Raw genomic sequence first — 13,154 nt, 5'->3', positions numbered from 1 at the left:
CTGACGAATTGGGGTTTGTGTTCATCGTGGCGAGTGCGTGCGTGCATGCGATCAGCATGTTCACCTCCTGGCATTCATACGCATTCGAGCAGATCCTGGGTCTGGTCGTCGACGTCTCCGATGGTGGCGCATACCCGGACTCGCCCGTTGTCGGAGTCTTCGGTGAGGGCGCAGATGACGGCGGACCTGCCGGTGTCGACTGCGCGGGCTAGTACCGGCGACTTTTGTAGCAGTGCTAGTCCGGCTTCGACCACGTGTCCGGCTTCGAGGAGATCGGCGCTGACTGCACCAGATGCGCGGTGCAGGATCGATGTGGTGGCTTGTTCGACTGCCGCGCGGGTGGCCGACTGGGGAAGGTCTTGTCCGTCGTTCCACACTTTCAGGGCGGTGTGCATGGCAGCGCAGTTCTGGTGTCCCAACACCAAGATCAGGGGCACCTGCAGTGTGCCGACGGCGTGGTCGACGGTAGCGAGCACACCGGTGTCGATGACATGGCCCCAGATGCTGACCTCGATGATCGATGTGAAGCTCTGCCCGAAGATGACGTTGCTGGCGGGGCCGGCATCAGCGCACCGGAACACCAGGGCCACTGGCGGCTGCGCTGAAGCGGTGTTTCGATGTGAACGTGTTGATGTGTAGCAATTTTCGTTGCCGATGCGCAGGGTGTGCCAGGCAGTGGTTGGTGTCGGCATTGGGATCTTCCTTTCCTTTGAGGGGTGTTGACCGAGACTCAGGTGAAGTACTCGGGACGGCTGACATAGGTGTCGGTCACGAACATCACTCCGGGCGTGGAGTCGAGCAACTCGCGCAGGCCGGTGATCAAGGCTTCGGCGCGCTGTGGTGACACGACGGTGATGAGCAGTTCCAGGGCTGCCTTCTGGTTGAACAGCAGTCGCCCTTGGTGGTGTCCGGCGTGGCCGAGCCCGGAGACGCCGGACACGCTGGTGTAGCCGCTGGCGCCGCTGCTGCGGAAGAGGTCGGCCACTGCGGGGGAATCCTCGCCGCCGACGATGACCTCCAGTTTGGTCATGTTGGTCAGTCCGTGTGGTGTCATAGCGAGATCTCCGTTTCGTGTTGCGTTTCGGCGGTGAGGGTTTGGGTGTTGGGCTGCCATCCGGCGTGCGTCCAGCGATGCCAAGGCGCCACGCTGTCGTTGCGAGCGGTCAGTGCGACCCAGTCGTTGCCGAACAGCTGCTGCAGGATGGGGTTGCGGTCGATGATCATGTCGATGCGTTCCAGGGGTGCTTGGACGACGGCAAGCAGCCGCATCGGCTCGTGCATGAGCCGGGCCCCGTCGGCGATCGACTGCCAGGGCAGCCCAAGTTTGAGGTCACTGTTGTATCCGGCGATCACCCCGGCTGTGCCGACGACGTTGTGGATGGTCTTGGTGCCGGCCCCAAAGACGTCGGGGGCCACCGTGGAGAAGTAGTACTGGCTGTTGATCCATTGGGCGACGACGAGCGGAGCGGTGAGGATGATTTCCAGCCCACCACCGTCGGCGTCGATGTCGGCGTCGTAGGAGTGCAGGAAGGTGCGGCAGCGCAGGTCGACTCCGCGGGTGAGTGAACGGGGTCCGACGATGAACGCGGCGTTGCCGGCCAGCGCCCATTCGGGGTAGACCTGCGCCCAGTCCGCGGAGCGGACGCGGACGTGGCGCGCGGCCCGTTTCGGAGAACTCGCCCGTGGCGCGCCGGGCAGCAAGGCGCACCGTTGGGCGGCCAGGGCGCGACCGGCCGCGCGGAGGTCTTCCTCGAGCCGTTCGATGTCGCCGTGAAACGCCGGGGGGATGAGGTGGCGTTCGAGCACGCTGACTTCGTCGACGGCGGTGTCGTGCAGCGCGGCGAGGAACCAGGTGTCGTCGGGGATGTTGATGCCATGCTGGCGCAGCTCGGTACGGACGTCGTGGTTGTTCAGAATCGATGCGGCTGTGCGGGCGTTGGGGTCACCGGGCTGGCCGCCGCAGGCGCCGCAGTCCAGCGCCGCCTGGTAGGGGTTGTTCTCGGTGCGGCTGGTATGCGCGCACATCACCACCAACCGGGCGAAATCGCGGGTCAGTCCCATCGTGGTCAGCGCGGCATGGGCGAACAGCACCCGCTGATCTAGGGAGACGCTGTCGTTGACGCTGAGCACCGTGTCAGCGGGCGGGGCGATGATGTCGCGCGCACGGCGGCGCAGCGCACCGGCCACCCGCGGCGCCAGCGTCTTGACGGTGGCCCAGGGCCCGGCCGCCCAGCCGGCGGCTTCGGCCAGGGTGAACGGGGCGGCCGGTGTCTGCTCCGCGGTGTGTATCGCCGAGTCCCCGGCGGCCAGCACGCCCATGCCGGCCATCCGGCGTCCGGCGCCGGCCCCGGCACCGGGTGCGGGCAGTTCGCTGACGAGGTGATCTGGCGAGATCAGCACCGGGCACAGGTCGTTGGGGGCACCGCCCAGCAGGTCGGTGAACCGGATCGCGACCGCGAAAAAACCAGCGAACCCTAAGGTTTCGACTCCGGGGCGGGTCTCAAGGTGACGGCGCAGACCCTCCGAGCGGGTGTCGATACAGGTGACGACCTGGATCCGGGAGAGCTCCGCGGGCGCGGGTTGCGCGCCGGCGAGCGCGGCGAGCAGCTCGCGCTGGTAGTGATGTTCGTAGGCCTGCTGCCAGACCATCTCCCGAGCGGTGGCTGGAAGCGCGGCTAAAACCCTTGCCACAGAAGCTAACTCGGATTCAGACAGCTCGGCGATGTGCCCGAGGCGGGTCAGGTCAACGGCGCGTTGGCGTGCTGATGCAACGGTGGGCAGCGCGTCGTCGACCGGCGCGGCGCCACCCGGGGCGGCCTCGGCCAATAGCGCCGACTCGTAGGTCAGCCGCACAGCCAGGTACTCGGTCACATCGATTCCTGAGGCATTCTCGGCGTGCCACCGCACATGGGCGGCCCATCCGGGTAGCCGCGTCAGGTGCGCCTGCAGGCAGGCAATACGGTTCTCGTCGCCGATATCCAGCGCGTCCAGCGCGTCCAGCACGGCGTCGTCGGCCCGCACCGGCGCGGCGCGCAGTGCTGTGCGCACGCGAGGACCCAGCGCCGGGTCCCGCCACGCCAACGCGCGCCAGGCGGCGTAGAAACCGTGTTCGCGGTCCGGCATCGGCCAACCGGCCGAATCGGCGCCGATAAACGCTGCGCACCACTTGACGGTGTGGTCATCGACGGAGCCGGCGATGTGCGGCAAGACGACCTCGCTGATCATCCGGCTGCGCCGGACCGGATCCGGTGTGGGGTGGCCGTGCAGCAGGTCGGCACGCAATATCTGGGTCGGGGTCAGCGTGGTCGTCCCGAACCGGATCGCCGGCCCGTCGAGCAAACCAGGGCAGCGCCGACGCAGCACACTGTCAAGGTCATCGTCGGTGATCCGGCCGTCGCGGTGTAGCGCACGGAAGTGCTGCAAGGGCAGGACGCCCCGGATGCCGTAGAGGTCACCGGCGCGGTGTATCGCCTGTTCGAACGGCATCCTCTCCAGGCCGGCAAGGGGATTGACCGCGATGAACGTGCGTAGCGGGTAGTACGTCGGCAGCACGCGTGAGGCCAGCGCGATCTGAGTGCGCACATGCGTGCGGCGCGCAGCGATGGTGACGGGGTTAGCGGTATCGGTCACTGATGCGCTCCTCTGACTGACAGTGAGATGGTGGCCTCCCGCAGCGGCCTATGCGGGACGCTGACGTGTCCGGCGCTGAGCGCGGCCACGTAGACCGACCGATGCAAAGATCCGACCCGGCCGCCGGTGGGCGTCTTACGCAGCACCGCGAGCACCGCCAACGCGACGGCTGCGATCACCACCGCCCAGACCGCCACCTGGGGTGCGGTGGTCGGGGGAAGCGCTGGGTCGATGAAGCCGGTAAAGCCGGCGACCAGGACCCGGTAACCGGCTGCCGCCGCGACCAGCGTCGCCGATACCGTGATCAAGGCGAAGGGGCTGTGGCGTCGCCGCAACCAGCCGGCGGTGGCCGCTGCCGCAGTGGCCCAGCCGAAGACCAACAGCACTGCCCCCGAGCCGTGTTCGGCCGCTGATTGCGGCACGATCAGCAGCGCTGCAGTCAACGCCAGCGCGGGAAGCAGGAGCGCGGCGGCCAGCAACCCGAATCTGGTGCGCGCAGTGATCTCCGGTGCCGGCGCCCACCGCGACGCGTGCGCACGCCGCGCCACCGCCGCCCCGGAGTTAAGGAACAGGGTTGCCTTGTACATGCCGTGGGCGACGAGATGGAACACCGCGGCACCGTAGAGACCCACGCCACAGGTCAGCATCATGAAGCCCATCTGGGCGGTGGTCGAGTAGACGAGAGCCCCCTTGACGTCCGGCTTGGCCAGCATCGCCGCGGTGCCATAGACCGCAGTCAGACCGCCCGCCACCGCCGCCAGGACCATCGCGAACCCGGACTGCCCCACTAGATATCCGTTGCGCACCAACAACATCCCACCGCCGTTGACCACACCGGCGTGCAGCAACGCCGACACCGGCGTCGGCGCGGCCAGCGTTGCCGGCAACCAGCGGTGAAAGGGGATCTGCGCCGAGCGCGACAAAGCCGCTACCACCACCAGCGCGGCCGCGGCCCCGATGAACACCGCCGACTGACCCTGCAAGGCCGCGCCCAGCTCGCGCAGCTCCACCGTGCCGACACGGGCGGTAACCATTGCGACCGCGCCCCACAGCGCAAAATCGCCGATCACCAACGCCGTGACAGTACGGGTGACGCCCAGCCGGGCGGCCGGCACATGCGAATAGGTCGACAGCAGTAGGCACAGCGCCACACCCCCAACCGTCCAACAGGCGGCCATTCCCACCAGCGTGGTCGATGTCACCATTGCGCCGGTGACGGCGGTCAGCAGGCACGCTGAAACGCTGAACCACCCGGCGCGGGGATCGCCGTGCAGATAACGCACCGCAAAGGCCTGCGCCACAGTGCCGATCACGTACACCAGCAGCAACAACACCACGGTCAACCGGTCCACCGACACCCCGACCACAAGCGCGCCAGCACCGTTGGTCAGCACCGCCGACACCTCGGAATGCCCGGCGACACGAACCGCCAGCGCAACGCTGAGCACGAAACCCACCCCGGTGGCGCCGGCGCCCAACTGGCCGGTCAACCGGGGATCGCGCCCCCGGGTAACAGCAGTGACGGCCGCCGCCGCCAGCGGCAGGACCAACACCGCAATCACGACGACACTCATCGCCCCACCCGCACTTCGTGCACCCGCCGCGCGCAGTCCCTCATAGCGAAACATATTACGTGTTTTGCAACTCACGTGTCAATATTTATGAATTGTAGTTCGCATATACTGGGGATCGTGCATAGGTCATGTCGGATGGAAGAAGGCAGTTGAGCAGCGACAGCGCACGCATGGGGCAACGTCGGGCTCTCGCGAGCACCGCGAGAGCCCAGGGCGGCCCTTACCAGGAACAGGTCGTGGCCATCGGCACCCGCCACGGCAAGCAGCACCAGCTGGCCCCGGCATTCGCCGACGTCCTCGGCGCACGTCTGATCACACCACCGGACCTAGACACCGACCGGTTCGGCACCTTCAGCGGGGAACGACCGCGCACCCTGCCCGCCCGCGACGCCGCACGCGCCAAGGCACACCTGGCCATGTCCGCCGCCGACACCCCCTACGGGCTGGCCACCGAAGCAACCTACGGCCCGCTGCCGGGTACCGGCTGGCCCGGCCACGAAGAGATCGCGCTGTTCGTCGACGACACCCGCAACCTCGAAATCATCGAAGGCCTGCGCATACAGTCGGTGCCGGGCAGCAGTCGGCGCGTGCGCGCCGCCGCCGACCTCCCTGACCCGATCAGCCAGGGCTGGCCAGCCCAAGCCTGTATCGTGCGGCCGTCATCAGGCGACGATACGGCGGCAATCACCAAGGGAATCAACGACATCCGACAACTATCGGCGGCCATCGCCATCGCCGCCGCCCGATCCACGGACGGACACGCGATCGTCGAACCCGATCTGCGCGCCCACCACAACCCCACCCGTCAAGCCGCACTCATCCGGCTCGCCCGAGCACTCGCTGACAGATTGGCCACCGCGTGCCCCCGGTGCGCGACTCCCGGATACGGCCGCATCGACGTCGAACGCGGTCTGGCATGCCGCATCTGCGCCACCCAAACCGATCTGCCGCGAGCCGAGATCCACGGCTGCGCCCGCTGCCCGCAGCGCCACAGCCACCCCCTGCCCACGACGGCGGCCGACCCCCGCTGGTGTCCCACCTGCAACCCGTAACAAAGACACCAAGACCCGCAACCGCCAGGGCCGTCCCGGATCCTCGAGTCCGTCGACCGACCTCATCAGGGCAACGAGGACCCGGGCGACAAAGCCGCGTTCGACGCTACCGGAAATGCAATACGCGAAAAGATCCGTACTACGATGACTCTGATGGTCGCCGCGAAGCCACCCCGTAAGCCTGTTGCCCCCCGCACACGGCCAACTCCTGCGCATGCGGCGATGGCGGCCGACACCCCGATCGCGCACGGCTACACCGGAACCCGCGGCTGGACATTCTTGACCAATCACGCTCATGCGCTGCTGTGCCTGGCCCACCAGGAATCGCTGACCACGAGGGACCTGAGCCTGCGAATCGGCATCACCGAGCGCGCCGTGCAGGCCATCCTGGCCGACCTGGTCGCCGAAGGTTACCTGACCAAGACCAAGATGGGCCGGCGCAACAGCTACACCGTCAACCCTAACGGCCGGTTACGCCACCCCCTGGAATCGGGCCATACCGTCGGAGAACTGATCGATACTCTCTCCTGAGTACCCCAAGCATCACCGGGCCATTTTGTTGTCTCGAACCAGACAAGCAGTACCCAGCAGAACTGCGTTCGGGCGGCGCGGATGTTGTCGGCCGAGAACCTTGGCTTGGTCTTGGCGCGCAACGTATTCCTGGACTGTTTGGCTGTCACTGCTGTCGGTAACGGTTAGGTCCTCGTTAACCGTGAGTCGGGCGCCGCGAGCCGGAGGACCTTTTTTGTGTTCTCACTCAGCGGGGCCGGGCGGCAGCGGCTGGCCGGGCAGCGGGCCGCTCGTCGGCGCCGCGCCCGATGGCGCACCCTTGCCACCTGCAACACCGGCCATGTCCGCGATCGGTGCGCCCGGCAGTCCGCCCAGCGCGATCAGCGGAGCACCAGCCGGAACCGCAACGGGCAGTGGGGCTCCCGCTCCCGCGGGAATCGGAAGTCCACCCGGGATGGGAGCGCCCGCGGGAATCGGAAGTCCACCCGGGATGGGAGCGCCACCGAGGACGGGAGCTCCGGCGGGTAGCGGCGCGGCCACGGGTGCACCGGCCATGTCGGTGATCGGTGCGCCTGCCGGCACGCAGGCAGGCCCTGCTCCGGCGGCACCAGCAGCACCACCTGCTCCGGCGGCACCAGCGGCAGCCGGCGCGCCGACTTCACCTGCCGCTCCATACATGCACGCGCCGCCGCCCGTCTTCAACGGGGAGGCTCCCGCAAGTGGGCTCAGCACTATCGCGGCACCGCATAATCCAACGCCGGCAACAACTTTAATGCCGAATCGGTCTGTCATCGACGTCAACTCTCCCTATCACGGCCAGGCGGGTGCCCGCAGATCAACACCGGTGCAGCCGCACCGCGACCGCGATTCTCACGGCCAACCCATTTTTAATAGACCAGTGTCGAAGACGCACCACGCCGCACCGGAGCGTTTCCAAATAGAGACGTTCAGCCTGGTTTGGCGGTCAGCCGAAACCCGAACCAGCCCTTGATGTTTGATACGTTACATCACAATTCGGTATCGGTAGCCTGGTGGGCCTACAGCTTTGACGCTGGGATCAGCGAAGGTAGACTTCGCGGCCGGTGGGATATCCCCCACCGTGCGTGGTGATGTGCACGTGGTCGTAGTGGCCATAGCCGGATCCGGACGGGCCACCGGGCGTGTAGTACGTCCCACGCCAAATACAATCCTGCAGCGCGAACTTGTCCGCGTTCCTGAGGACGAACGAGACGATCTGGTTGCCCAGTGCGATGCCGGACGCGCTGGACGCGTTGGGGATCATCACGTCGATGGCCAGACCCCGAGGATGCCACGGACGAGCGTCCGGTCGGACGCCGCCGATGCTCTTGATCTCCGGGAAGATTGCGCTGATGGTGCGGGCCACCAGGATGGTCTTGACCTGGAGGCCACGTTCCGGCGCGACATCCGCGATCAGAACCTGCGGGGCGTTCTTGGCGGCGACATGCCAGCGCGATGCACGCGATGCGGACGCCGTTTCGGCGACATCGCCGCCAGCCTGCACACCGGATGCGGACCATGACGATGCCATCGGCATGCCGGCCGTCATCTGCAGGTGGCAACACGGCGCGGTGTCATCAGCCAGTGCGGCGGCCTTGCCGTGATGGTCCTCGGCGTGGGTGCTCCCCCCGAGCGCAAATATGACGGCGGCCGGGGCGGCAACCGCAGCCATCACGCCCGGCGATTTACGCCTACCGCTGGCTAACTCGTGACGAGCCACGGCCGCAGCTTACGAGGAAATTGCGAATTAGTCACGATCAGATAACGACGCTGCAGGTAAAGCGCCTGCTTTAGACCGGCCAGCTGCTCGATTCCGGCTCGAAGCGCAGGACAGCGACCGGGGGCAGCGGACGTCGCTCGCCGGCCGATATCGCGTCCAGCATCAGTGCGACGTAGCGGCGCCAGCCGTCGCTGCCGGCATCCATCGTCTGTAGCACGCTGTACAACATCGCGATCATCCGTGGCAGGTCGGCGGCCGCCAGGTCGGCGCGAACGGCACCGGCCCGCTGGCCGCGCTCGGCGAGCTCGGTGAGCGCCTCGATGAGCGGGGTCGACACGTCCGAGGTCAGGGAACCCGCCCTGCGCGCGGCGGTCAATAAGTTGTGCTCGCGCGCGCCCAGCGATATTGCCGCATCGATGAGCTCAGCGAGGCCGTCCAGCGGATCGGTGGCGCGGCGGGCCGTCTCGATCGCCGGCGTGAGGTCTTCGGCGATGCACTGGTCGAGCGCGGCCCGGACCAACTCGGCCTTGGTCGGAAATCTGCGGTAGAGCGTGCGCTCACCGACGCCGGCCCGACGGGCTATCGCCTCGATGGGTGCATCCGGCCCGAGTTCGTCATAGACGTCCCGGGTGGCCCGCAGGATTCGCTCGGCATTGCGCGCGGCATCGGCACGCAACGGCCGATCGCTCACCGCGGTCACGATTTGAGCCTAACTGACAGTTGACCGTCACTAAGACGCGTTTTACGCTCGGTGCAATTGGCAGCTATCTGACACTTAAGGAGGGACGCCGGTGGCCGCAACGACTTCCGACCTGCCCGTAATCCCGATGCGGCGCACCGGGCGGTGCCCGCTGGCGCCGCCTGCCGAGTTCGAGAGCTGGCGAGCAGAGCCGGGCCTGCGGCGGGCGATCTGGAACGGCGAGCCCGTCTGGAGCATCAGCCGCTACCAGGACATCCGCGCGGCGCTGGTCGATCCGCGGTTGTCTGCCGCGACTCTCCCCGATCTGGTCACGCCGCCGGAGGACGACAGTGCACCGCTCATTTTCGCGCGCATCGACGATCCCGAGCATCACCGGCTGCGGCGGATGATGACCAGCCAATTCACTTTCCGCCGTTGCGAGGCGATGCGGCCGCAGATTCAAGATCTGGTCGACCACTACCTGGATGAGATGATCGACGGCGGACCACCCGCCGACCTGGTGCGCGACTTCGGCCTGCCGGTGCCGTCTTTGGTGATCGCGCTGCTGCTCGGTGTCCCGCCGCAGGACCTCGACCTCTTCCAGCGCAACACCAGCGTCGGGCTGGACGTCAACTCGACTGAAGAGCAACGTGCCCACGGCTTTGGTGAGATGTACCGCTACATCCAGGAACTGGTAACGCGTAAGGAGCGCGCACCCGGGGACGACCTGATCAGCCGCCTCCTGACCGATTACGTCGCAACCGGCCACCTCACTCGCGACACTGTCGCCGTCAACGCCGTGATCATGATGCTGGCCGGTCACGAGACCACCGCCAACATGATCTCGTTGGGAACCGTTGCGCTGCTGGAGCATCCGAATGTCTTCGAGCTGCTCGGCCAGACCGGGGATGGCACCGTCATCGCGCGCGCCGTCGAGGAACTGCTGCGGTATCTGAGCATCGTTCACGCGCAGGTGGATCGCGTCGCGATCGAAGACCTCACGATCGGTGGTCAGCTGATCCGCGTCGGCGAGCGGGTGTTGATGAACCTGCCTGCCGGCAACTGGGACACCGCTTGCGCCGCCGAGCCCGAAAAGCTCGACATCGAGCGAAATGCGCGCGGACATCTGGCTTTCGGCTACGGCACCCACCAATGTATCGGGGCCAACCTCGCGCGAGTCGAGATGCAGGTGGCATTCTCGACCTTGGCGCGCCGGCTTCCCAGGCTGCGACTCGCAGTGCCGGCGGACCAGCTGAAGTTCAAGGACGCCGACATCTACGGCATGAAAGAGCTGCCGGTCACCTGGTGAGCGACGAGATGAGGCTATTCCGTGCCTGACAGACCCAAAGACGAGATGGCCGAGCTGTTCGCCACGCCGGTGATGAACCAGCCGGACTGACCGCTACAGCCGGCTGGCGGCGAAATCCGCTGCCTGCTGGGTCATTCCGTTCACCGAGTAGGTCGTGTGCGCGAAGGTCGGCAGCGCTCCGGCATCCCCGTTGCAGATGGTGTCGCCGGCGGCGCACAATTCCAGCGTCTTGGGCACGTACAGCGGGCCGATGGTCACGATCGGCGCGCCATAGTTCTGCAGCCAGGCAGACGACGGCTCACCGAAGAGCGTCACCGCCGCAACGTGATTGGCAACCTCGGCCGGCATCGGCTTGGGCAAAAACGAGCGGTACTGCTCGGGAATCCCGGCGGGGATCGACGCCGAAGTGACGAAGCCGGCCACCGCAGCGCCCTGCGAGTACCCCCCGAGCACGATCCGGGTCTTGGGGCAGTTCGCCGCGGTTGCTTCGATGTGCTTGCTGGCGTCGGTGATTCCGTCGACGACGCTGCGGGCGAATTCGATGCGGTCAGAAAAGTTGCTACTGGCCTGGTAATTGACCGGGTACACATCCAGCAACTTGGGACTGATCGCGGTGCGCAACTCATCGACGAACGTCTCACCGATGCCGCCGACGCCAGGTGGCTCGCTGGTACCGCGGGCGAACACCGCTTCGACGTCGGGACATGGTTGCGCGGTGGCGATCGGTAGCGGGGCACTCCACAGTGCGCCGACAGTCGCCAGTGTTGCGAAAAGGACACGGCCGACCAGGCTCAGGGACATGGTCCCCATTGTGGCGTACAGAACACCAAGAGGTCGCAGCGACGTGACCAAGGTGAGGTGATACTCACGAGTCGTGCCAGCGCTCGCCGAGTGCTTTAGCCGCTGTGGACACTTTCATCACCAGACGACGCTCGCGGTACCGGACGGGGACGAAATGGTAATGCTCGTAAAACGACTGGGCTTCGTCGTCTAGCGCATCAACGACGATGAGCCGTCCTCCACCGATCTCCGACGCTGCGACGGCTTTCCTAATTGCGTCCAGGAGCAGCTGCTCGCCGTATCCGTGACCACGCAGCGATGCGTCTATTGCCAGACGGGCGATCAAATATCCGGGTACACGGGAATAACCCCCCGCCATTGACGCCGGCACGCCATCGCCCTTCCGCGCAACTTCGGTGGGACAGATGGCGAAATAGGCGCAGACCTTCGGTTCCCCTTGCCGGGTCCACACATAGACGTGTGCCACTCCGCTACTGTCGGCACGGCGGGCGTGCTCGACCAGCCAGCCGTTCAGCGAGTCCTGACCACAGTCGAACCCTGCCAGGGCGTGGTCGTCGTCGAGCCGTGCGGACTCGAACATCACTCAGCGCCGCGTGAACACCGCAGGCTTGCGTGCGGCTGCCGCTAGTCGTGGTGCGGCGTCGGCAACATCGAGCGCGGACATCAGCTTGTCGAACTGTTCGGGCTCCATCACCGTTACCAGCTCTTGGCGCAGGACATCCTCGGCACGTTGGATCGCGGCTTTCCGGACGAATTCCGAGGTTTGCTCATGCACGACATTCGCAGCTCGCTGGATACGATCCAGGGTCGCCTCCTCCGCGCGAAGCTCGAAGCGCTTCGCTTTGACTGCCACGATGACACCTCCAATTGACTCGCCAACCGTAATGTACGGCATTTGTACGTATGTTTCTAGGGCAAACCCTACCGGCCTCGAGTCAGCGCCAGAGTCGGTTGTCCCCGGCTCCGGCTGCGCCTACCGCCAAGCGAATGGGAGTAGACGCCCAACTTTTCACCAGGCTGAGCTGCTTTGGTCGAGGATCCCACCGGTGGCACTCGTTTCGCTGTGACGCGCGCTGTTCGATTCCACTTTCGTTCGCCGGCACGGGTCAGCCAGCCGTCACTCGGCGTCGATTGCGTATGTACAGGATCGATTGTGCGGCTATGGATTTGAGCGTGTACCCCGGGTTGGTTCACGTCGGCGTGTCGACGCCCTGGTCGCACACTCGATGCCCCCCAAGCGTGACGCACCGGACAGATCGCCAACTCCGCAGCGACGTGACCGGCGTCGCGGCTCCCGGGCGCAACGGCTTAGGACGTCTCGCCCGAATCGTCGAGGACGCTGACCGCGATGCCGTAGGGCAGGAACCGAACTTTGCGGGTGGCGTCGGTGTTGTTCTGGTTCGCCCGCAGAGCGTCGAGCTCGGTGGCGTACACCTCCTCGACACGGGCACCGCCGTCGGCGCTCACCACCGTGTAGATCGCCCACACCCCGTCACCGGCTTCGCCGGTGGTCTCCGGCCTGGTCCGGGTGCGGCGTGCGAGGTCTTCGAAGACCGACGACCACCCGGCCCGCCCGCTGGGCACGGTGAAAAACCGACCGACTCCCTCGAATGCGTCCCGCAGACCCTCGGTCGCGTCGCGAAGTATCTGCTCGAAATCTTCCGGCTCGAATCCGAACCGACCGTGGTCGTCCATTGTGGCCTCCTGGCTGCGCACACCGAATACACCCAGTGTGCGCATTTCGACTGGCTGGCACCACACCCTAGTAGCCGTAGCCCGGGCCCCCGTACGGATTCTGCTGGTACGGGTTCTGCTGGTACGGGTTCTGCTGGTACGGGTTCTGCTGGTACGGGTTCTGCTG

Annotated in this window: 14 protein-coding genes; 3 read left to right on the top strand and 11 right to left on the bottom strand. The window is 66.3% G+C overall.

Annotated elements, in window-relative coordinates:
- Positions 1-74 precede the first annotated feature (74 nt).
- The 4 genes from ABDV69_RS10670 to ABDV69_RS10655 all read right to left on the bottom strand — a co-directional run bounded on the left by ABDV69_RS10670 (position 75) and on the right by ABDV69_RS10655 (position 5,204).
- The gene (locus tag ABDV69_RS10670) at positions 75-590 is read right to left on the bottom strand and encodes a carbonic anhydrase (RefSeq protein WP_343573992.1); all 516 of its coding nucleotides are present in this window, start codon (positions 588-590) and stop codon (positions 75-77) included.
- Positions 591-730: 140 nt separating this feature from the next.
- Positions 731-1,054, bottom strand: coding sequence for a DUF190 domain-containing protein (locus tag ABDV69_RS10665; RefSeq protein WP_343573990.1), 324 nt, complete (start codon positions 1,052-1,054; stop codon positions 731-733).
- The gene (locus tag ABDV69_RS10660; protein WP_343573988.1) at positions 1,051-3,630 is read right to left on the bottom strand and encodes a DUF2309 domain-containing protein; all 2,580 of its coding nucleotides are present in this window, start codon (positions 3,628-3,630) and stop codon (positions 1,051-1,053) included. Before ABDV69_RS10660 ends, ABDV69_RS10665 begins: the two co-directional genes overlap by 4 nt.
- Positions 3,627-5,204, bottom strand: coding sequence for a proton-conducting transporter membrane subunit (locus tag ABDV69_RS10655; protein WP_343573986.1), 1,578 nt, complete (start codon positions 5,202-5,204; stop codon positions 3,627-3,629). The genes ABDV69_RS10660 and ABDV69_RS10655 overlap by 4 nt, the downstream gene beginning before the upstream one ends.
- Before the next feature lie 236 nt (positions 5,205-5,440).
- Here ABDV69_RS10655 and ABDV69_RS10650 point away from each other — a divergent pair, with 236 nt between their 5' ends.
- On the top strand, positions 5,441-6,256 hold the full coding sequence (locus tag ABDV69_RS10650) for a DUF6671 family protein (RefSeq protein WP_343573985.1): 816 nt from the start codon (positions 5,441-5,443) through the stop codon (positions 6,254-6,256).
- Positions 6,257-6,478: 222 nt separating this feature from the next.
- Positions 6,479-6,787 carry a winged helix-turn-helix domain-containing protein gene (locus ABDV69_RS10645; protein WP_343574001.1) on the top strand — a complete coding sequence of 103 codons (309 nt, stop codon included), beginning with the start codon at positions 6,479-6,481 and terminating at the stop codon, positions 6,785-6,787.
- A 222-nt stretch (positions 6,788-7,009) separates the two neighbouring features.
- On the opposite strand, the gene ABDV69_RS10640 is transcribed toward ABDV69_RS10645, so the two are convergent.
- The 3 genes from ABDV69_RS10640 to ABDV69_RS10630 form a co-directional block, all read right to left on the bottom strand.
- The gene (locus tag ABDV69_RS10640) at positions 7,010-7,558 is read right to left on the bottom strand and encodes a hypothetical protein (protein ID WP_343573983.1); all 549 of its coding nucleotides are present in this window, start codon (positions 7,556-7,558) and stop codon (positions 7,010-7,012) included.
- Between the two features lie 265 nt (positions 7,559-7,823).
- The gene (locus tag ABDV69_RS10635; RefSeq protein ID WP_343573980.1) at positions 7,824-8,504 is read right to left on the bottom strand and encodes a hypothetical protein; all 681 of its coding nucleotides are present in this window, start codon (positions 8,502-8,504) and stop codon (positions 7,824-7,826) included.
- A gap of 70 nt (positions 8,505-8,574) precedes the next feature.
- Positions 8,575-9,204: a TetR family transcriptional regulator gene (locus tag ABDV69_RS10630; RefSeq protein WP_343573978.1), complete on the bottom strand. Its 630-nt coding sequence runs from the start codon at positions 9,202-9,204 to the stop codon at positions 8,575-8,577.
- A 208-nt stretch (positions 9,205-9,412) separates the two neighbouring features.
- On the opposite strand from ABDV69_RS10630, the gene ABDV69_RS10625 reads away from it, so the two are divergent.
- Complete coding sequence (locus ABDV69_RS10625) at positions 9,413-10,492, top strand: cytochrome P450 (RefSeq protein WP_343573999.1); 1,080 nt, start codon at positions 9,413-9,415, stop codon at positions 10,490-10,492.
- A gap of 93 nt (positions 10,493-10,585) precedes the next feature.
- Here the strand turns inward: ABDV69_RS10625 and ABDV69_RS10620 are convergent, their stop codons facing one another.
- From ABDV69_RS10620 to ABDV69_RS10605, 4 genes are all read right to left on the bottom strand, one after another.
- Entirely contained in the window at positions 10,586-11,293 is a 708-nt protein-coding gene (locus ABDV69_RS10620; protein WP_343573975.1) for a cutinase family protein, read from the bottom strand.
- 64 nt (positions 11,294-11,357) lie between these two features.
- Positions 11,358-11,873 (bottom strand): GNAT family N-acetyltransferase, encoded by a 516-nt coding sequence (locus tag ABDV69_RS10615; RefSeq protein ID WP_343573972.1) that lies wholly within the window; start codon positions 11,871-11,873, stop codon positions 11,358-11,360.
- A 3-nt stretch (positions 11,874-11,876) separates the two neighbouring features.
- The gene (locus tag ABDV69_RS10610) at positions 11,877-12,146 is read right to left on the bottom strand and encodes a DUF1778 domain-containing protein (RefSeq protein WP_343573969.1); all 270 of its coding nucleotides are present in this window, start codon (positions 12,144-12,146) and stop codon (positions 11,877-11,879) included.
- 455 nt (positions 12,147-12,601) lie between these two features.
- Positions 12,602-12,988 (bottom strand): hypothetical protein, encoded by a 387-nt coding sequence (locus ABDV69_RS10605; RefSeq protein ID WP_343573967.1) that lies wholly within the window; start codon positions 12,986-12,988, stop codon positions 12,602-12,604.
- Positions 12,989-13,154 lie beyond the last annotated feature (166 nt).

Source organism: Mycobacterium sp. (genome assembly GCF_039583785.1).
Taxonomy (GTDB): domain Bacteria; phylum Actinomycetota; class Actinomycetes; order Mycobacteriales; family Mycobacteriaceae; genus Mycobacterium.
This window is presented reverse-complemented; position numbering and strand designations above follow the sequence as displayed.

Excerpts from the sequence above, each read along its gene's own strand:
- ABDV69_RS10615 (WP_343573972.1), bottom strand. The coding sequence starts at position 11,873 with ATGTTCGAGTCCGCACGGCTCGACGACGACCACGCCCTGGCAGGGTTC.
- ABDV69_RS10620 (WP_343573975.1), bottom strand. The coding sequence starts at position 11,293 with ATGTCCCTGAGCCTGGTCGGCCGTGTCCTTTTCGCAACACTGGCGACT.
- ABDV69_RS10655 (WP_343573986.1), bottom strand. The coding sequence starts at position 5,204 with ATGAGTGTCGTCGTGATTGCGGTGTTGGTCCTGCCGCTGGCGGCGGCG.
- ABDV69_RS10665 (WP_343573990.1), bottom strand. The coding sequence starts at position 1,054 with ATGACACCACACGGACTGACCAACATGACCAAACTGGAGGTCATCGTC.
- ABDV69_RS10645 (WP_343574001.1), top strand. The coding sequence starts at position 6,479 with ATGGCGGCCGACACCCCGATCGCGCACGGCTACACCGGAACCCGCGGC.
- ABDV69_RS10640 (WP_343573983.1), bottom strand. The coding sequence starts at position 7,558 with ATGACAGACCGATTCGGCATTAAAGTTGTTGCCGGCGTTGGATTATGC.
- ABDV69_RS10605 (WP_343573967.1), bottom strand. The coding sequence starts at position 12,988 with ATGGACGACCACGGTCGGTTCGGATTCGAGCCGGAAGATTTCGAGCAG.